This is a genomic window from Jeotgalibacillus aurantiacus (assembly GCF_020595125.1).
GTDB classification, from domain to species: domain Bacteria; phylum Bacillota; class Bacilli; order Bacillales; family Jeotgalibacillaceae; genus Jeotgalibacillus; species Jeotgalibacillus aurantiacus.
Genome location: NZ_JACNMS010000002.1, coordinates 160,850 through 179,988, shown reverse-complemented (window position 1 = coordinate 179,988; position 19,139 = coordinate 160,850). Strand labels below are relative to the sequence as shown.

Below are 19,139 nucleotides of genomic sequence, written 5' to 3'. Positions count from 1 at the left end.
GAGACAGTTTTGTTCAAGTTTTATTCACGTTTGCCGGTATACTGAAGCTGAAAACAGAACCTTCGTTCACTTTACTTTCAGCTTTGATTACACCACCATGTGCCTGAACAAGATTTTTAACGATGGCAAGTCCCAACCCTGTTCCCGCCTGACCTCTTGTTCTTGCTTTATCTGCTTTATAGAAGCGTTCAAATATAAATGGTAAATCACTTTCAGGAATACCAACGCCGTTATCTCTTACTGAAAAATGAATAAACCGGCTGTCCTGACGCAGTTCAATCGAAATTTTACCATGATCAGGTGTATGACGTACCGCATTATCAAGCAGATTTGTCAGGATCTGCTCGATGCGGTCGGGATCAGCATATAATACCTCATTGTTATCAATTCCCGTATTCAATTGCAGCTTGATTCCTTTTTCTTTTACACCAACCTGAAATTTAGAGAGAACTCTTTCAGTGAATGAATTGACTTCAAGCAGCTCTTTATTTAACACAATGTGACCTGCTTCCATCCGTGCGAGGTCCAGCAGTTCGTTGACGAGCCGGCCCATTCTGAGTGATTCATCATAAATAATTTTAGCAATCTCTTTCCGCTCTTCATCAGTCTGAGGAATATCATCCACAATCGCCTCGCTGTAACCCTGCAGCATGGAAATAGGGGTTCTCAGCTCGTGGGAGACGTTTGCAATAAAATCTTTTCTCAGCTTCTCCAGTCTTCTTTCCTCTGTCATATCCCGAAGAACCGCTACAGCCCCTCTTACGGATTGTCCACTGTATAAAGGGCTGATAATCGTAACGAATGAACGGTCGTGAATCGTGACTTCACCTATCTGTTCCTCATCTGTTGCCATGACTTCATTTATTAGCTCTGACAACTTAGGAGGCAGCGCTTCTTTTGTGTAACCCTCCTGCTCTTCATACCAGTATTGCAGGAATTTTTCAGCAGGGGGATTTGAAACAAGCACGGTCTGGTCCCGGTTAAACGTAATGACGCCATCAGCCATAGAGCTTAAAATACTTGAGAGCTGCTCTTTTTCATGGCTCAGTGCATCGAGATGATGTTTCAACTGACGTCCCATCTGATTAAAAGCTGTTGCCAGTTCACCGATTTCATCCTGTGTCAAGATCGGAACTTTCGTATCAAACTTTCCTCTTGCCACTTCAAAAGCACCTTCTCTCATTTTACGAAGAGGTGCTGTAATACGGGTCGATAGGAAGAAGGCAAAAAATGTCGTCAGGATAATGGCAATTCCTGCGGCAAGAACGATTAATCTCGTTGTCTGTTCGGTCGTTTGCTGTATCGCTTCTAATGACTGATAGACGTAAACTGCACCCATGACACCGCTGCCTGACGTGACAGGGGCTCCAATAATCATGATGTTATTGTATCGATTTTGCGATTCATTATCATCAAGCGCTATTTCCTGCTGGACAATTTCCCCGTTCGTCATGACACGCTCAAGTTCTCGGTTGGATTGAATCGTTTCCTGAATCTCATCATTATTCAGTTCGTCAGAAGAATACACACTGTCTCCATTCAGAAAGATAATGGCATGAACAGGATCATCCATCACTTCATCAATAATCTGAAGGCTTAAATCAAGGTCGTTGTGTTCCTCTACAATACTTGAGATTTTCTGAGCCTCATATCGAAGGCTTTCTTCAACTTCTTCCACATGATAATTCTGAAAAAACTCGAGCAATAGAATGGTCAGAATGAATAACACAAAGGAGACAAGCAGCAGAATCGTAATCCACAGCTTGCCTACTACGCTTCTCCATATTCTCATTCATCTGCTACCTCAAATTTATAACCGACACCCCATACTGTCACGATCATTTTCCCCGCCTTTTCTGAAACTCGGTTCAACTTTTCTCTTAATCGTTTCACGTGGGTATCAACTGTTCTCAAATCGCCGAAAAACTCATAGTGCCAGACTTCCTTCAACAGCTGTTCACGATCATATACCTTATCAGGTGTCTTAGCTAGGAACAATAACAGCTCATACTCTTTTGGCGTCAGTGTTACTTCGTGTCCGTCTGCTGTAACCCGATGTGCGTCGTTGTCAATAACAAGATGGTTATAAGCGATCATGTCTTTTGCTTTTGGATCAGTTTTAACATAGCTGCTCACAGATGACCGGCGCAGTAAAGCCTTCACTCTCAAGACGACCTCTCTGGGACTGAATGGTTTTACGATATAATCATCCGTTCCGACTTCGAAGCCCTGTACACGGTTCGCTTCCTCACCTTTTGCCGTCAGCATAATAACAGGCGTTGTCTTCACTTCCCGAAGTTCCTTACATACCTCGATACCGTCTTTTCCAGGCATCATCAGGTCAAGCAGGATACAATCAAAATCTTCTTCAAGCGCAAGTTTCAGTGCCTGTTCCCCGTTTTCAGCCTCCTGAATCGTATAGCCTTCTCTTTCAAGATACATTTTTAATAGTCTTCTGATTCTTTCTTCATCATCTACCACCAGAATATGACCAAGTTCATTCATGAAAAAAGCCCCCTTCTAGGTCCTTATGTAATTCATTTTTAAAATAAGCCCTCACGATCAGCGTGAGGGCTTTAATTATGCATAGGAGTGCAAACCAGCAATAATTAAGTTCACAGCTACCAGATTAAACATTATAATAACAAATCCAATTACTGCAAGCCAGGCTGAACGGTTTCCTTCCCATCCTCTTGATAAGCGGAGGTGCAGAAATGCCGCATAAAACAGCCAGGTAATCAGTGCCCATACTTCCTTCGGATCCCATCCCCAGAAGCGTGTCCAGGCGATTTGAGCCCAGATCATGGCGAAGATCAGTCCGCCAAGAGTGAAGACCGGAAAGCCGATTAACACAGAGCGGTACCCGATTTCATCAAGCAGATCAGGATTTGCTTTTTTTACCAGAGGCTGAAGAATTGCTGCCAGCGTCTTTCGTGTAATTAAACGGATGAGAAGGTAAATCCCTGCTCCAAAAATAAGTGACCAGATAACGGTATTAAGTCTGGCTGCGTTCACAATCGCCGGCATTTCGAGTGAAGTTGAAAATGAACCTTCCGTTAACAGTTCTCCTTCATTTGGAATGATCAGTGCTGGCATTGCATACTGCGCCGTTACCTCCTGATCTTCAGGATTCACATATGAAAACTCAGCACCAGCTCCTGCCACTGAAAAGGAAATCGAGCTGACAATAAAACCAACGACGAGAACAAGACCAATTAATACGGCCTCAAGCCAGATAACCTGTTTTCCACCTTTTGATAAATCCACGTCCTTTAATAGATAAATCAGTCCTGCAACAAAGCTCACTGCTAAAATAGCTTCCCCAGCCGCAACCGTCGAAACGTGAATAAACAGCCAATCACTTTGCAGCGCAGGGATTAACGGTGAAACATCGCGAGGGAACATGCTTGAATAAGCAATGATCAACAGCGCAATCGGCAGAGCGAAAACACCTAAAATGTGCAACCGGTACATAAAGTAAATAATGATGAATGATAATACAAGCATCATTGCAAAAAAAGTAATAAATTCGAACAGATTACTTAATGGAGCATGTCCTGCTGCAATCCATCTTGTTACAAAGTAACCGAGCTGAGCCGCAAAACCGATAATGGTGATGGTAATCCCAATGGTTGCCCAGCGGTTTTTCCCAACCTGATTCGTATGTTTTTTTGATTTGATTGAGCCGGCAAAAAACACCGTCGCAATTAAATAGAGTACAAAAGCTGTGTACAGCAGTGTACTACTAATGCTGGCCAGTTGTGCCACGTTCCTGTTCCTCCTTTGCCATTCCTTTTGAATCCTTCAGTTCCTGATGATCCTCAGGAATTGCAAGGTCTGTTCCTTCAAAGGATGCAGTTAAATCTTTTTTCAGACCAAACCAGTTTTTATTCGTATGGCCGGCCACATACAGTTTTCCATCTTCACCTGCTTTAAGCCATATCCGGCGATGGTTCCAGTAAGCACCCTGGACAACTCCGATCATAAAAATGGCTCCGCCAAGCGCGAGGATCCATAAAGTAAGATCCTTACGAACTGTAAGCCCTGAGACATCTCTCGTTTCTAAACCGCTAAAGCTCAGAGCGTATTCGTTTTCCCCAAGTGGCTCGAGGTTTTGCTGAATCCCGATGAACGCCACTTCACCGTCCGGTTTATCCGGCGTGATCATTTTAAATAAAAATGCCGGGTTATTTGGGAGTGGTGAGGCAGACTGCGGTTCACCATCTTCAAAGCCTGAAAAATCAGGATATATGCCCATCATTTCAACCTGATAACCCTCACTTAACTCATAAACTCCATCCAGCTCGGGACTAAATAAGTCAACTGAAAACTCACCAAAAGTTTCACCAGTGTCTTTATTCTCCAAGGTGAACGACATTTTGTGAATTTCATTTTCAATGTAATCAGTCTGATAGAGGGCAAATCCGTCAAATTTCAACGGTACGTTCACCTGGATCGGCTGTTCAAACAGAGGATCCATTTCCCTGTTAGCTGAACCTGCAATATCGCCCTCTTCACGTTTATAAAGAACGGCATCTGTTTGGAAATTTTTCGCAACCGGTCCAACTCGTTCAAGTGTTGCATCAAACACCTCAGAATCCTGTCCCTCATTATATGTTTCAAGCGTGAACCCTTTATTTTCAAGGAAATACTGCTGATCAGTACCCGGAACGATTAACGTTTCACCTTCACGAATCCATAACGTTTCATCCACATACATACCGGGAACGAAACGCAGCATAGCTCCGATCAGGAAAATAATCAGGCCAGTGTGATTAACATATGGCCCCCATCTTGAGAACCTTCCTTTTTCAGCCAGCAGGTGATTATCTTCTTTTCGGATTTTATATTTCTTTTTCTCAAGTCCTGCACCGATTTCATCGAGCTTGGTCATCGGGTTATCAATCGCGTATTCCGAGTAAATTCGTTGACGCTTCAGAAAGGATCCGTGTCTTTCCACTCTCTGATTTTTCAATGCCTTATAAAGCGGCACTCCCCGATCGAGACTGGCAATAATGATGGACGTACCAATCGCTGCAATGAGCAGCATATACCACCATGAACCATACAGGTTATGAAAACCTAATACGTAATAGATTTTTCCTGCTAATCCGTAGCGGTCTTCATAATAAGCTGCCGGGTCAATATTGCGGGGGATAAATAATTCCTGCGGAAAAATGGTTCCGATCGCAGATGCAATCAGCGTAATCACAATGAGCCATACTCCTACTTTAACAGAGGAAAAGAAATTCCATATCCGGTCGATAACGGATCGCTTGTAGGTCTGTGAGCGTCTTGCCATCCCTTCATACCGCATTACGTCACTTGTTTTTCTTTGTTCCGCCTGCTCTGTCAGCGTACGGCCGCACTGCTGGCAAAGCTCCGAGCCTTCTTTGTTAATGTGGCCGCATTTGCAGACTAACTCTTTCATTCTAAGGACTCCTAACTTTCAGGCTTAATGCTTTCCATATAGGAAGCGATCATTTCTTCTGACATTTCACCGGTGATCACCTGTTTGACTTCTCCTTCTGGAGAAATCAAAAGCGTTGTCGGTAAAGGACCGATTGAATAAGCATCCATTACGTCCTTATGCTCATCCCGGACAACCGGAAAGCTCAGATTGTATTTATTGGCGAAATTAGACACCTTGTAGTGTGATTCTCCAACGTTTACAGCAATCACTTCAACACCCTGCTCGGCATACTTTTGATACTGATTCTCCATATATGGCATTTCTTTTTCACACGGTTTACACCATGTTCCCCAGAAATTAAGGAAAACACCTTTTCCTTCATAATCGGATAAACGGTGAACGTCCCCATTCAGGTCAATCAGCTCAAAGTCCGGTGCCTGATCACCCGCTTTAACGAGGTTACGCTCTTCTCCGACAACACTGGAGTAAATCGTGTAAGAGACAGCAGCAAGTAAAACTGCCAGTATGGAGATACGCATGACCAGCCGCTTCTTCTTTTTGTTTTGCACGGATGTTACCTCCTTATCAATACGTTCATTATTTCCAGAGATTCATTGTCATTATAGCATTACATCGCTTACACCTAAGATGAAGTATTTGAATGAAGTGTGAAAATTGCGCTAAACGACCGTTTACTGACCGTTTTCTGCGAGTGCACGAAGCTGTTTCACCTCATGGGGAGTCAATTCCCGCGCTTCTCCGGCATTCAGTCCTGTCAGATGAAGGAATGCATAGCGCTCTCTTTTAAGCTTTTGCACAGGGTGTCCGACTGCATCAAACATCCTTCTTACCTGACGGTTGCGACCTTCATGAATCGTCAGTTCTACGATCGTTTTGTTCTTTTCTTTGTCAGCTGAAATAATTTTGGCTCGGGCTGGCGCTGTCATCCCATCTTCAAGCTTTATACCTTTTTCAAGTTTTTTAATTGTTTCTCTTCTGACAAGTCCTTTAACGCGGGCAATGTAGGTTTTTGTTACCTCGTACTTAGGATGTGTAAGCAGATTGGCGAATTCACCATCATTTGTCAGAAGCAAAATCCCCGACGTATCATAGTCCAGTCGTCCAACAGGGTATATACGCTCGTCTACATAGTCAAAAAAGTCTGTTACGACCTTACGACCTTTATCATCCTTTACAGCCGAAATGACTCCTGACGGCTTGTAAAAGAGGAAATAGACTTTATTCTCCCGTTCGATCTTCACTCCTTCAACCTCAATTGAATCAGAGGGACTCACCTTCGTACCAAGTTCTGAAACTGTTTTTCCGTTCACCTTTACTTTTCCATCTATAATCAGCTGTTCGGCTTTTCTGCGTGAAGCGACACCTGCATGTGCAATCACCTTTTGTAGTCTTTCCATACATCATACTCCTCTTCGCTTATACTTTCTCATAGTGCATTATGTCACAACCCGTTCCAAAAGGAAATGACGAGCACCTAAAAGCTTCCCATCTCCTATTGGAAGAACCCGCTAAATTCGCTATACTATGATGACAGTGAAACGAGGAAATGGTGATACGATGGAATACAAAGTAAAACTCGACGGGTTTGAAGGGCCACTGGATTTATTGCTTCACTTAATACAGGGGCTGGAAATAGATATTTACGATATCCCCATGGCGGAAATTTCTGAGCAGTATATGCTCTATATCCGGGCCATGAATGTACTTGAACTGAATGTAGCGAGCGAATACCTCGTCATGGCCGCAACGTTGATGGCCATTAAAAGCCGGATGCTTTTGCCAAAGCATGAAGAGACGTGGGAAGAAGACAGTATGGCCTACGAAGAGGATCCGAGAGATGAGCTCGTTGAAAAGCTGATTGAATACAGGAAGTTCAAGAAAGCCGCAGATCACCTGAAGGATAAGGAAGAAGAACGCGGCCAGCTTTTCACAAAGCCGCCTGAGGATCTGACCCGTTACTCAATGGAGGAAACAGACGAACGGGAACCGTTGAAGGTGGATATTTATGATTTACTGGGTGCTTTCAATAAACTTATGAGAAGAAAAAAGATACAGCGCCCGCTATCCACTAAAATTACCCGGCAGGAAGTATCAATTGAAGACAGAATGAAGGAAATCCTTGAGAATGTTAAAGCTTCCAGGGATCCAAAGCCGTTTTCATCACTCTTTCCTGTTGCTGAAAAACCTCATATGGTTGTATCTTTTTTAGCAGTGCTGGAACTTGTTAAAAGAAAAGAAATTTGGATAAAGCAGGATCATAATTTTTCGGAAATCATGGTTCAAACTACTGAAGGAGTGTCGTTAGTTGGCCAGTCATAATGTTTATGCGATTGTGGAAAGTCTGTTGTTTACGTCAGGTGATGAAGGTCTGACGCTTGAGCAGCTGATGGATGTGTTGACACTTTCAGAAGATGAGGTGCTCAAAATCATGGCGACCATCCGTGAGCAGTATTTGCAGGAAGATTCACGAGGAATCCAGCTCGTTGAATACGCAGGTAAGTATCAGCTTGCCACGAAAGCAGGATTTTCAGACTATATTAAACAGCTCGCGGAAGCTCCATCACCAGCCACCCTGTCACAGGCAAGCCTTGAGACTTTGGCCGTTATCGCTTACCGGCAGCCGGTAACAAAAGTTGCCATTGAAGAAATACGCGGCGTTAAAACCGATCGTCCGGTCCAGACTTTATTATCCCGTGGGCTGATCAAAGAATTGGGCCGTGCAGAAGGTGCCGGCAGACCTATTCTCTATGGAACAACCGATGAGTTTCTCGACAGCTTTGGTTTGAATAACCTGACTGAGCTCCCTGAATTGCCTGAATCGATGGATGAGGACGACGCTGATCAGGGTGGAGATCTCTTTTTTGAATCGCTGAAAAAAGGGCTTGAATAAAGAATTGAACAAATAATTTTAATCATCACACCGTGTCAGCGCGGTGATAAGGCAGTTAAGTGATACAGACGCATTGCGTTTATTATTGCTTATCTGCTTTTTTTTGCGCCTGAGCGCCAGTAATAGCAGCCCCCTCTTTTACATATATATCCCTTATGTATAAATAAAGGTGGTGGGACTTCTGAAATATTTCCGGCTATTCCTGACAGTGCTGGTGTTCTTTTTGTTAGTATCAGAAACGAAAGCTGTCCCTTCTCCTTCTGCCACTTCAGCTATTTTGATAGAAGCAGAAAGCGGAAGAGTCCTGTTTGAAAAAGCTGCTGATCAGGAAATGAAAATTGCGAGCATTACTAAAATTCTCACGGCACATGTTGCACTTCAGCACGCTTCTCTGCAGGATAAAGTAAAAATCTCAGCAAAAGCGGCAGCCACTGAAGGCTCTAGCCTCTACTTACCTGCCGGTTCAAAGGTCACCATGGAGGATCTCTTATATGGACTTCTCCTAAGGTCAGGTAACGATGCGGCTGTTGCCATTGCTGAACATGTCAGCGGTTCGGTAGAAGACTTCTCTGTATTGATGAATAATGAAGCGAAGAAATTAGGGATGACCCATTCACATTTTACAAATCCACACGGGCTGGATCTTGATGATCAGCATTATTCAAGTGCGCGGGATATGGCCATGCTCACGAAAGAAGCGATAAAAAATCATGACTTCAGTAAGATATTCTCGAGCGAAAAATACAGAGCTGAACTAAATGGAAACCCTGCACTCTGGCATAACAAACACCGCCTCGTAACCGGCCTGTACCCATACGCTTCAGGAGGCAAAACTGGTTACACAAAAAAAGCAGGGCGAACACTTGTGACTTCAGCCAAGCGGGATAATATGACGCTGATTGCTGTCACGATACAGGCTTCAGATGACTGGAACGACCATATTCATATGTTTGAACACGGCTTTTCAACTTACAAGAACGTCCCGCTGTTGGAAAAAGGTGAGCTTCCGCCTTATGCTGATCAGTCTGAAGATGTGATTCTCGTGAACAAAAATCATTTCTCCTATCCGCTTGCTAAACATGAAAAGGACAAAGTTTCCTTTATCCTTAATCCTCAAAATGCGACGTTAAAAGTACAGCTACAAAACAGGACCATACATACTGAACAGCTTGAGGAAAAATCAGTAAAAGAAAAAAACTGGTTTCAAAAACTGATTCAAAGAATCGCGGGTGGATTTAATGGTTAATCTGATCTGGATCTTTATGGTCATCATCGGTCTGCTTTTCAGTTTTTACAATGGTACAACCGCCGAAGTCAATCAGGCTATGTTTGAAGCCTCAGGAAATGCTGTTGAACTTGTAATCGGCTTTATTGCGATCTTTACTTTCTGGCTCGGTATGATGGAAGTAGCCAAAAAAGCAGGATTATTGAGTATGATCACTTCTATTTGTTCACCTTTTTTATCACGGCTTTTTCCAGATCTTCCGAAAAAAGATCCATCATTCGGCTTTATCATGTCCAATGTTACCGCCAATTTCTTCGGACTCGGTAATGCCGCAACCCCGTTTGGTATAAAAGCAATGAAAGAAATGCAAAAATTGAACCCTGCCCCTGATAAAGCCAGTCGTTCCATGGTGACATTCTTATGTCTGAACACGGCGGCCATCACGTTTTTTCCTGCTACTATCGTGTCTCTTCGTCTGACTGAAGGAGCAGCTGACCCGCTTGATATTGTGATTCCTGCCTTTTTAGCAACACTCGTCTCCTGTACAGCCGCGATTATCTATGACCGGATCAGCTGGCAGATCGTTTCAAGGAGGAGAAAGTAATGGCAGCCATCCAGCTCGCCTCAGGGTTTTTTTTACCCATGCTCATTCTGATTATCCTGATCGCTGCCTTATGCACCAGAACAGATGCATTCGGTGCCTTTGTAGAAGGAGGTAAAGAAGGACTTCAGCTGTCAATCGCCCTTCTGCCTTATTTACTCGGAATGCTTGTTGCCATCAGTGTGCTGAGGGCTTCAGGGATTCTCGACTTAATGACAGGCTTCTTCTCTCCTGTTCTGGAAAAACTGATGATCCCTTCTGATCTGCTGCCTTTATTTTTAACAAGACCCATTTCAGGTTCGGCCTCTCTTGGCATTGTGGCAGAACTGACAAACAGTCTTGGCCCTGATCATATGGCTTCAAAGATCGCTGCGGTCGTACAGGGCAGCACGGATACGACCCTTTACATACTCACGGTTTATTTCGGTGCAGTCGGGATCCGGAAAATGGGGCGTGCACTGACAGTCGGACTGCTTGCTGATTTTACAGGGATGATTGCGGCTGTTATGATATCTGTATGGTATTTCGGATTTTTTTCATAATGGATGATTATTGGAGTGAAAGAGATGAAAAACTATGATCAGGCCTACCTTGATTATTTAATTCATTTTCACGGGGACCGTGATTATTTTGAATGTCATGAAGTGCTCGAAGAATACTGGAAGGAATATACCGCACAGGAGAAAGACAGTGTCTGGGCCGGCTTAATACAATTTGCCACAGGCATGTATCACTACCGCCGCGGTAATTTACGCGGTGCTGCAAAAAGCATTCACCAGGCACACGGAAAGCTGAACACAAAAACCAATCAGCTGGCAGCACTCGGGATTGAGCATGATGCTTTTATTCAAACCATCATTGAAACCGAAAGTGCCATCGCGGCTACAACCCCGTATCAGAGTGTCATGATCCCCCTCACCGATAGCGGGCTCGAGTCCTACTGTAAACATGAATGTGCCCGAAAAGGCTTTGCCTGGGGAGAACCAAGTGACCTGTCAAACCCTGAACTCATTAATCGGCACACACTGAGAGACAGAAGCGAAGTCATCGCCCTTCGGCAAAAAGCACTGCGCGAAAAAAACAATTGACCCCTCACGCAGTTGGAGAATGTCCATTTGTGGTTTACAATCAGCTTAAAATGCTTTAATTTTTACAATTTCCTTAAACCACTCTATAAATAGCAATAGAAGAACACAACATATTAGTGCCGGGGACATCCGGAGACTCCTATGGCGGAAAGGGACAGGTGAAACCGATGTGCGAAGCACAGCGGGTTCACCGCCCGGCCACTGAAAAGCGGAGGCGGGCGCTCAGGGACGTACAAACTGGACTGGCCCCGACGGAGATAAAGGAAACACAGTGAACGCAGTGAACTGATGTTGACTTATCGGACGAGGGGACGGGAAGTTTGCTAGTCCCTGCTCGTCGCAGCTAGACAATGGAAAGCGGAGGATGTCCCCGGCACGGTTTTTAATTGAACATAAAGAAAACACCGCTATTCTGCGGTGTTTTCTTTATGTTCATCACATCTCGCCATAAAACCTGACGTGTACGAATTACTTTTTAACTGTTTATCAGCGTAAATCTCTTTCAACGTTTCAACCATTTTGCGCCCGATCCCTTCGTTCCGGTGAGATGGATTAACGGAAATATGCTGAAGCGTCACGGCATCCTCTTCGATGAATACGCCAGCCAACCCGATGATATCCTCTTCCTTCCATAGGAAAAGCTGATAGCGCTGGTCCTCTTCATACAGCTTCATGGATTGCTGAAGCTGTTTGATATCCTTTTCAGTTGGCATGAAAGACATAAGCCCCATTGCGATTTTTTCAAAGGATTTTTTATAACGTATTAACATAAGGTACTCCTTATCAAAGTTGTAGTAGAGAGCTGACCACGCAGATTCTCTTCTTTCCTGTTACTGCTGCCGCTCTTAATCATACTAGAAACCCTGTGTGAATTCAATCACGGCCAAAATACCTGTTTTACGCAATAAATGCCCAGTAAATAATTCCCCATATGACAGCAAGGATTAAAAGCACGATAAAAGTAATCGCATTCTGTTTTTTCATTGCTTGTTTCCTGCTTTTAATGGTCTGTCATGTCTGATCAGATCTTTATAGCTTTCTCTCTCGATGATCAGCTCAGATTCTCCATTTTCAACAAATACGACGGCAGGTCTTGGAATTCTGTTATAGTTGTTTGCCATCGCGTAACCGTATGCGCCTGTACAGAATACAGCCAGGACATCTCCCGGGTTAGCATCACTGATTGGTAAGTCCCAGATCAGCATATCTCCAGATTCACAGCATTTACCGGCAATCGATACAACGTTGTCATTCACAGCTTCCGGATGATTGGCGATCACTGCCTCATAACGCGCCTTGTAAAGCGCCGGTCTGATGTTATCGCTCATTCCACCGTCTACTGCCAGATAAGTCCTGATATCAGGTACCTCTTTTGTAGAACCGACTTTATACAGCGTCGTTCCTGCATCCCCTACAAGTGAGCGCCCGGGTTCAATCCAGATCTCAGGCATAGACAAATGACGCTGACCCATCTGATCCTTCACATGACTGATAATGTCTTCTACATATCTTGCCGGTGCGATCGGAGTATCCTCTTCTGTATATCTGATACCGAATCCCCCACCAAGATTTAACACTTCTGATTCGAAGCTGTGGCGCTCTTTCCACTCAGCCAGCTTTTCAATCATTCTTTCAGCAGCTTTAATAAAGCCGGTTGTTTCGAAGATCTGAGACCCGATATGACAGTGCAGACCGAGCACTCGAAGATTTTGATTTTCAAGCGCTGATTGTAAAGCCTCGTCTGCCTGACCGTTCTGAAGGCCGAATCCAAATTTCGAATCATCCTGTCCAGTCAGAATATAATCATGGGTATGCGCTTCAATTCCAGGTGTTACACGGAGCAAAATACTGGCAGTCGTATTTTTTTCTTTACACACTTCAGGTAACAGCTCAAGCTCATAAAAGTTGTCCACGACAAAACAGCCTACTCCTGCATCAAGTGCCATCTCTATTTCATGTCTGCTTTTATTGTTCCCGTGAAAATGAATTTTTTCCGGGTTAAACCCTGCTTTAAGAGCCGTATACAGTTCTCCTCCTGATACGACATCCAGGCTGAGCCCTTCTTCCTCAATAAGCTGAATCATGGCAATCGAAGAGAAAGCTTTACTTGCGTATGCAACCTGTGATGATACTCCAAGCTTTTCAAACGTTTCCTTAAATCCTCTTGCACGTTCCCTGATCAGAGCCGTGTCATATACATATAAAGGCGTGCCGTATTTTTCCGCCAGTTCAATCGTGTCGACGCCACCTATGGTCAGGTGACCTTTTTCATTGATACCTGATGTTCCGTAATAATGCATGTTCTTATTCCTTTCCGCCATAGCAGTACTTACATACTTATAGATAGTAAGTACTCTATCACACTAAAGCGTTTTATTGCAATGTCATTTCTCTGACGGTTTTTGTCTGACACGGTCTTTTGTTTTGACGATCATCGGACGTACAAACGATCGGGTAACCGGCATTCTGATCAGCACATGAATCAACGCAAGCGGACGAAATGGAACGAGTGGCCATAAATAAGGAACTGAAAAGACTTTTATTCTCATCAGGAAAAGCAGCATAAGTGTAAGTCCAATCACAAATCCACTGATGTGAAATATCCAAACAAGAAGCATTAAAAGGACACGTGCCATCTTGTTTGCCACACTCAATTCATAGCTTGGTGTGGCAAATGTTCCAATGGCAGCCAGCGCAACATACAAAATGACTTCCGGAACGAAAAGCCCAACATCAATGGCAATCTGTCCGATCAAAACTGCCGCAATCAGACCCATCGCGGTCGACAGCGGCGTTGGGGTGTGAATGGCTGCCATCCTTAAAAATTCAATTCCGATATCGGCAATCAGCAGCTGTACAATCAGGGGAACCGCAGTATCTTCTTTCATCCCGAGAAATTCAAGTGATTCCGGTTTCAGTCCGGGATCAATGGCAAGCAGGTACCACAGCGGTAAGAGAAATACGGATGCGATGATTCCGAGTATCCTGATAAACCGGATGAAGGTTCCGACTGCAGGAGACTGTCTGAATTCTTCTGCATGCTGGATATGATGAAAAAAAGTAGAAGGTGTAATCATGACACTTGGCGAAGTATCGACGTACACACATACATGCCCTTCGAGTAGGTGCTCTGCTGCAATATCGGCTCTTTCTGTATATCGCACGAGCGGATATGGATTAAATCCCTGCTTCACGATATACTCTTCCAGTGATTTGTCAGTCATGATTAATCCGTCCGTTTTAATCGGTTCAATCTCTTTTTTGATCACCTGAACGAGTTCGTCATTGGCAAGCCCTTTGATATAACCGATTGCAACATCCATTTTAGACCGTTCCCCAACCTCCAGCATTTCAAAACGGAGTCCCGGGTCTCTTATTCTTCTTCTTGTTAAGGCTGTGTTCACGATGATGTTTTCCACAAATCCGTCTCTGGATCCTCTGACTACTTTTTCAGTATCAGGTTCTTCAGGCTGCCTGCCGGGATAACTCCTCACGTCAATCAGAAAACAATCCGGTTCTCCATCGACTTTTATGGCAATCAATCCTGAAAAAACCTGTCTTACAAGCGCCTGCTTCGAATCAGTGGACTCAACCGAATGATGAATCAGCCTGTTTTTCACCCATGTATTCATATGAGGTGGAACGGCGTCTGAATCACCTGTGAGTTCATCAAGAATTTCCATAATGAATCTCGTTTCGCATAGGCCGTTTACGGCATAAAGACTGATCAGGTGATCATGGATCATCATATGTCTGACTAAAAAATCGAAGCTCTTCCCGAGGCCGGCGTGTTCTTCAAGCCACAGGTCGAGCTCATGATTATGTGTTGGCAGCATTGTTCTATTCCCCTTTCAAATATGGCAAATAGATCAGCCAGTAAAACAGGGATCCGGCTATTTTGCCAGTGATAATTGCCATTATTATTGCCTGAAGCCGTGTATGGCTATTCAGTCTTCTGGCAATCAGGGGAATTATTTTTAACACTTCAGTCAGGGCTCCTGCGAGCATGCCGACAAACATACCGGAAAACAGCCCAATGAAAGGAACTAAAATCACGGCATTCACGAAGGTCCACCCGGATATCATCATGATGCATACAGACATTGCCCCCATAACGAGTGCTGCTTCAAGCAGTGATAACCTGCTTTTTGTTTTCGTCAGATCCACCAGTCGCGGAATAATGCCGAGCGCAAAAAGAAAGGCTGTAAACCCTCCTCCCACTGCAAGGCCTGATGACAGACCGAGAAATAACAGAAGAAGATGTTCAGCCATTTCGATTTCGCGCCTTTTCCTGCTCTGTCAAAAAATCCGCTAATGATTTTTCATAATGATGGACTTCCATCTCGAGAGGGCTCGGTTCATCTGAAAATTTCTTATTCAAAAAACGGTTGAAGAATAAGTACATACCAATACCAAGACCAAAAGAATACGGAATTTGAAACCATAACGGGTTACTTCCACCAAGCATTTCAGTCAGAGCAATCTGGGATTCCGCCATGCTGACATCCTCATGAAAATACATGATGGTAAGTGCTGCACCTGAAAACAGAAGAAGCCAGGCGAATAAAAACAGCAGGAATGAAGGTGAAGATTGACTGGATCCATAATCAAGCAACGTATGCGGCGGGCCAATCCATTTAATATGAACCTCGTTGTGCTTATGTTTTATGACTGATTCAACATGATATTGCTCAATCAGCTTGTATCTCCCGGTTGTTTGACCCCACTCTCCCACCACGAGGTTTTTTATTTTATCTGTGTCGTGATGTGAGATAATATCAGCAATATCCTTCAAGGTAATATCTTTCCCGCTAAATCCGGATTTCCCTTTCATCCGTAACGTGATGATCATGTGCTTTCACCCTTTTTTACGCCTCCTGAGCCTCTTCCATCCAGTGCCGGATTGACTGCAGCACCCTTTTTTCGATTCTGGATACCTGAACTTGCGAAATGCCGAGCTTTTCAGCAACCTCCGATTGTGTGCAGTCCATATAATACCTGAGAAAAATGATTTTCCGGTCCCTTTGTTCCAGCGTCAGCAGTGCTTCTTTAATCGCGATTTGATGAAACCATCCACCGTTATCAGCAGACAGCTGATCAAGCAGTGTAATCGGATCACCTTCATTCTCATATACAGTCTCATGAATGGAGGATGGAGCCCTTGAGGCTTCCTGTGACAGCAGAACATCATCAGGGGTAACATCCAGGTGCGCTGCAATTTCATTGACAGTAGGTAACCTGCCGAGCTGACTGCTTAAAGCTTCTTTTGCTCTTTTCACTTTAATCGCCAGCTCTTTAATGGAGCGACTGACCTTTACCGACCCATCATCTCTCAAAAACCGCTGAATTTCACCGATAATCATCGGAACAGCATAAGTGGAAAACCTCACGTTATAGCTCAAATCAAATTTATCGACCGCTTTTAAAAGGCCGATCGCACCGATCTGAAACAGATCATCCTGATCATATCCCCTGTTTTGAAAACGCTGAACGACTGACCAGACAAGCCTGATGTTGCTTTCAACCATTCTTTCCCGCGCGCTCTCATCTCCTGACTGACTTTGCCGAATCCATTCCCTGACCGTTTCGTGGTTAACCGGATATGAACTCATCAGTCCGCCCCTAATGACATTCAGCCTGAACGGATGTCAGCTGTTTTGTCATTTTTACAGTCGTACCTTTGCCAGGTTCAGAGATTACTTCAACGCCATCCATGAAGTGGTCCATAATGGTAAATCCCATTCCAGATCTCTCCATGTCAGGGCGGGATGTATAAAGAGGCTCCATCGCTTTTTCTACTTCTGCAATACCTTTTCCCGTATCCCTGACTTCAATCTTCAGCACACGGTCCATCATAGTCATTTTCATATAAACCTCATGGTCCTCTTCCCCATTGTAGCCGTGAATGATGGCGTTGGTAACGGCTTCTGAAACAACTGTTTTAATATCGCTTAACTCCCCGATGGTCGGGTCATATGACGCTGCAAATGAAGCTGCGATCATTCTGGCAAGCGCTTCATTTTCACTGATTGATTTAAACGTACACGTCAGGCTGTTATTCATTGTACGGCCCCCAATCTTGAGAATGCCCGTTCCTCTGACAGCTCCACCATTAAAATTCTGAACATCCCTGACATTTCAAACAGTCTTTTTACCTGCGGTGAAGCTGAACATAAAACGACATTTCCACCAGCTTTTTGAATGGATTTGTATCTGCCAAGGATCAAACCGAGACCTGAACTGTCCATAAACTCCAGATTAGAAAGGTTTAGCACAAGGTGTTTAATCGCATTTTTATCCATCAGCTCAGATAATTCACTTCTGATGGACTCCACCTCGTGATGGTCAAGCTCCCCTTCCATTCTTAACAGCAGAATATTCCCCTTGATTTCAGCTTCTACCTTACACGCCATTTATGATTCCCCTTTCTGTCATATGCGTCTGATGAAGTCCATGCCTCAGGCACATCTTTTCACACACGCGATCACATAAAATACAAATCAGGTATTCACGCTAAACGGCTGAAATTCCTTCAAGGTGACATTAATAGAAAAAAATAGAACGAAATCGACTTATTTTGTTCCATCCGTCAGTTCTAATAAGCTACGGTTAAACAAATCTCCCCACGATGCCCGCTTTACCTCATGTTTTGTCAAAAGCGGCAGCTCTTTAACTTCTTTGCCATCCACCTTTAGAATCACACTGCCAACCTGTGTCCCTTTTTTCATTGGAGCTTTAAGGTCACGGTCAACACTGATGATTTTTTGGACGTTTGCTTCCTTCTTTCCATCATTGAGCCACGATAACGGCTGGTCAATGACGGCCTTTACTTCATGCGGAGCCCCTTTACTGATCTTTACCTCTGCAATGGCATGGCCCGCTTTATATAAGGTCTTTGTCTGATAATGGGTAAACCCGTAATCCAGTATTCCTGCAGTAATTCGGTTTCTTTCAGCAGACGTTTCGGCTCCAAACACGACTGAAATTAACCGCATATTGTTTTTTTGTGCAGTTGCAGTTAAACAATACATAGCCTCTTTTGTGAATCCTGTTTTCAGTCCGTCTGCGCCTTTATAGGAGCGTACGAGTTTATTCGTATTCACGAGCCAGAACGGCTCTTCTGCATCCTGCCTTAAAAAGTCCTCGTAAATTCCCGTAAACTCCGTAATTTTTTTATGTCTGAGCAGTTCTTTAGCAAGTATGGCCATATCATTCGCCGTGCTCTCATGACCTTCTGCCGGCAGTCCCGTCACATTTTTAAATGTCGTATTCGTCAATCCAAGCGATTTGGCTTTTTTGTTTATCTGATCCACAAGGGCAGCCTCAGAGCCGGCGAGATGCTCTGCCATAGCCACTGAAGCATCATTTGCAGAGGCCACTGAGATCGCCTTGACCATTTCCTCCACCGTCATCGTTTCGCCTTCTTTTAAATAAACCTGGGAACCGCCCATCGACGCAGCTTCTTCACTTGCCTGCACTTCATCCGTCCACTTCAGCTTTCCGGAATCAATCGCCTCCATAATCATCAGAAGTGTTCCAATTTTTGTCATTGAAGCAGGTGGTAATTTTTCGTTTGCATTTTTCTCGAGCAGGATCATACCCGTGTTTTCATCGATCAAAATTCCTGATTTGACACCATTCATCAGACTGTTTTCCTCTGCTGATACTGACGATGCTGAAAAAAAGAACCCTGCTGCGATAAACATTGTGAGAATTTTTTTCATGTTGCTCACACCTTTCCCATGCTTTTTCTTTATTTTTTCTAAGATGGAAAGGTTTTATACATTTTGGTCAACTGATGCCTTTTCGCCATAGAAAAAGCGGGACAGCTCCAATCTGAGCATGTCCCGCTTCTATGATTATGTCAGTCCAGGCCGTGAAGCCGGGGGCTGATATTCAGA

General features: G+C 44.0%; 21 protein-coding genes. 6 read left to right on the top strand and 15 right to left on the bottom strand.

Annotated features, from left to right (window positions below; translation table 11 throughout):
• Positions 1–13: 13 nt before the first annotated feature.
• The 6 genes from H7968_RS05655 to H7968_RS05630 all read right to left on the bottom strand — a co-directional run bounded on the left by H7968_RS05655 (position 14) and on the right by H7968_RS05630 (position 6,831).
• Positions 14–1,792, bottom strand: a complete 1,779-nt coding sequence (locus H7968_RS05655; protein WP_227395248.1) for an ATP-binding protein — start codon at positions 1,790–1,792, stop codon at positions 14–16.
• A complete protein-coding gene (locus H7968_RS05650; RefSeq protein WP_134373643.1) occupies positions 1,789–2,505 on the bottom strand; it encodes a response regulator transcription factor in 717 nt (238 codons plus the stop codon). Before H7968_RS05650 ends, H7968_RS05655 begins: the two co-directional genes overlap by 4 nt.
• A 75-nt stretch (positions 2,506–2,580) precedes the next feature.
• Positions 2,581–3,759: a c-type cytochrome biogenesis protein CcsB gene (gene ccsB / locus H7968_RS05645; protein ID WP_227395886.1), complete on the bottom strand. Its 1,179-nt coding sequence runs from the start codon at positions 3,757–3,759 to the stop codon at positions 2,581–2,583.
• Positions 3,746–5,431, bottom strand: a complete 1,686-nt coding sequence (resB, locus tag H7968_RS05640; protein WP_227395247.1) for a cytochrome c biogenesis protein ResB — start codon at positions 5,429–5,431, stop codon at positions 3,746–3,748. The genes ccsB and resB overlap by 14 nt, the downstream gene beginning before the upstream one ends.
• Positions 5,432–5,442: 11 nt before the next feature.
• A complete protein-coding gene (gene resA / locus H7968_RS05635) occupies positions 5,443–5,982 on the bottom strand; it encodes a thiol-disulfide oxidoreductase ResA (protein WP_227395246.1) in 540 nt (179 codons plus the stop codon).
• 123 nt (positions 5,983–6,105) lie between these two features.
• Positions 6,106–6,831 carry a pseudouridine synthase gene (locus H7968_RS05630; protein WP_227395245.1) on the bottom strand — a complete coding sequence of 242 codons (726 nt, stop codon included), beginning with the start codon at positions 6,829–6,831 and terminating at the stop codon, positions 6,106–6,108.
• A 160-nt stretch (positions 6,832–6,991) separates the two neighbouring features.
• Between H7968_RS05630 and H7968_RS05625 the strand changes: the two genes are divergently transcribed.
• From H7968_RS05625 to H7968_RS05600, 6 genes are all read left to right on the top strand, one after another.
• Positions 6,992–7,753: a segregation/condensation protein A gene (locus tag H7968_RS05625; RefSeq protein ID WP_227395244.1), complete on the top strand. Its 762-nt coding sequence runs from the start codon at positions 6,992–6,994 to the stop codon at positions 7,751–7,753.
• On the top strand, positions 7,740–8,324 hold the full coding sequence (gene scpB / locus H7968_RS05620; RefSeq protein ID WP_227395243.1) for an SMC-Scp complex subunit ScpB: 585 nt from the start codon (positions 7,740–7,742) through the stop codon (positions 8,322–8,324). Before H7968_RS05625 ends, scpB begins: the two co-directional genes overlap by 14 nt.
• 214 nt (positions 8,325–8,538) lie before the next feature.
• Positions 8,539–9,570 carry a D-alanyl-D-alanine carboxypeptidase family protein gene (locus H7968_RS05615; RefSeq protein WP_227395885.1) on the top strand — a complete coding sequence of 344 codons (1,032 nt, stop codon included), beginning with the start codon at positions 8,539–8,541 and terminating at the stop codon, positions 9,568–9,570.
• On the top strand, positions 9,563–10,153 hold the full coding sequence (locus H7968_RS05610) for a nucleoside recognition domain-containing protein (RefSeq protein ID WP_227395242.1): 591 nt from the start codon (positions 9,563–9,565) through the stop codon (positions 10,151–10,153). The genes H7968_RS05615 and H7968_RS05610 overlap by 8 nt, the downstream gene beginning before the upstream one ends.
• Positions 10,153–10,692 (top strand): spore maturation protein, encoded by a 540-nt coding sequence (locus tag H7968_RS05605; protein ID WP_227395241.1) that lies wholly within the window; start codon positions 10,153–10,155, stop codon positions 10,690–10,692. Before H7968_RS05610 ends, H7968_RS05605 begins: the two co-directional genes overlap by 1 nt.
• Positions 10,693–10,716: 24 nt before the next feature.
• Positions 10,717–11,238, top strand: a complete 522-nt coding sequence (locus H7968_RS05600) for a DUF309 domain-containing protein (RefSeq protein WP_227395240.1) — start codon at positions 10,717–10,719, stop codon at positions 11,236–11,238.
• A gap of 407 nt (positions 11,239–11,645) precedes the next feature.
• On the opposite strand, the gene H7968_RS05595 is transcribed toward H7968_RS05600, so the two are convergent.
• The 9 genes from H7968_RS05595 to H7968_RS05555 form a co-directional block, all read right to left on the bottom strand.
• Positions 11,646–12,008, bottom strand: coding sequence for a GNAT family N-acetyltransferase (locus tag H7968_RS05595; protein ID WP_227395239.1), 363 nt, complete (start codon positions 12,006–12,008; stop codon positions 11,646–11,648).
• A gap of 210 nt (positions 12,009–12,218) precedes the next feature.
• A complete protein-coding gene (gene lysA, locus H7968_RS05590; RefSeq protein ID WP_227395238.1) occupies positions 12,219–13,538 on the bottom strand; it encodes a diaminopimelate decarboxylase in 1,320 nt (439 codons plus the stop codon).
• An 84-nt stretch (positions 13,539–13,622) separates the two neighbouring features.
• Positions 13,623–15,074 (bottom strand): spore germination protein, encoded by a 1,452-nt coding sequence (locus H7968_RS05585; protein ID WP_227395237.1) that lies wholly within the window; start codon positions 15,072–15,074, stop codon positions 13,623–13,625.
• Between the two features lie 4 nt (positions 15,075–15,078).
• A complete protein-coding gene (locus tag H7968_RS05580) occupies positions 15,079–15,510 on the bottom strand; it encodes a stage V sporulation protein AB (protein WP_227395236.1) in 432 nt (143 codons plus the stop codon).
• Positions 15,503–16,090, bottom strand: coding sequence for a stage V sporulation protein AA (locus H7968_RS05575; RefSeq protein ID WP_227395235.1), 588 nt, complete (start codon positions 16,088–16,090; stop codon positions 15,503–15,505). Before H7968_RS05575 ends, H7968_RS05580 begins: the two co-directional genes overlap by 8 nt.
• 16 nt (positions 16,091–16,106) lie before the next feature.
• Complete coding sequence (gene sigF / locus H7968_RS05570) at positions 16,107–16,850, bottom strand: RNA polymerase sporulation sigma factor SigF (protein WP_227395234.1); 744 nt, start codon at positions 16,848–16,850, stop codon at positions 16,107–16,109.
• A gap of 10 nt (positions 16,851–16,860) precedes the next feature.
• Entirely contained in the window at positions 16,861–17,301 is a 441-nt protein-coding gene (spoIIAB, locus tag H7968_RS05565; protein ID WP_227395233.1) for an anti-sigma F factor, read from the bottom strand.
• Positions 17,298–17,651, bottom strand: a complete 354-nt coding sequence (gene spoIIAA, locus H7968_RS05560) for an anti-sigma F factor antagonist (protein WP_227395232.1) — start codon at positions 17,649–17,651, stop codon at positions 17,298–17,300. The genes spoIIAB and spoIIAA overlap by 4 nt, the downstream gene beginning before the upstream one ends.
• Positions 17,652–17,810: 159 nt before the next feature.
• The gene (locus tag H7968_RS05555) at positions 17,811–18,962 is read right to left on the bottom strand and encodes a D-alanyl-D-alanine carboxypeptidase family protein (protein ID WP_227395231.1); all 1,152 of its coding nucleotides are present in this window, start codon (positions 18,960–18,962) and stop codon (positions 17,811–17,813) included.
• Positions 18,963–19,139 lie beyond the last annotated feature (177 nt).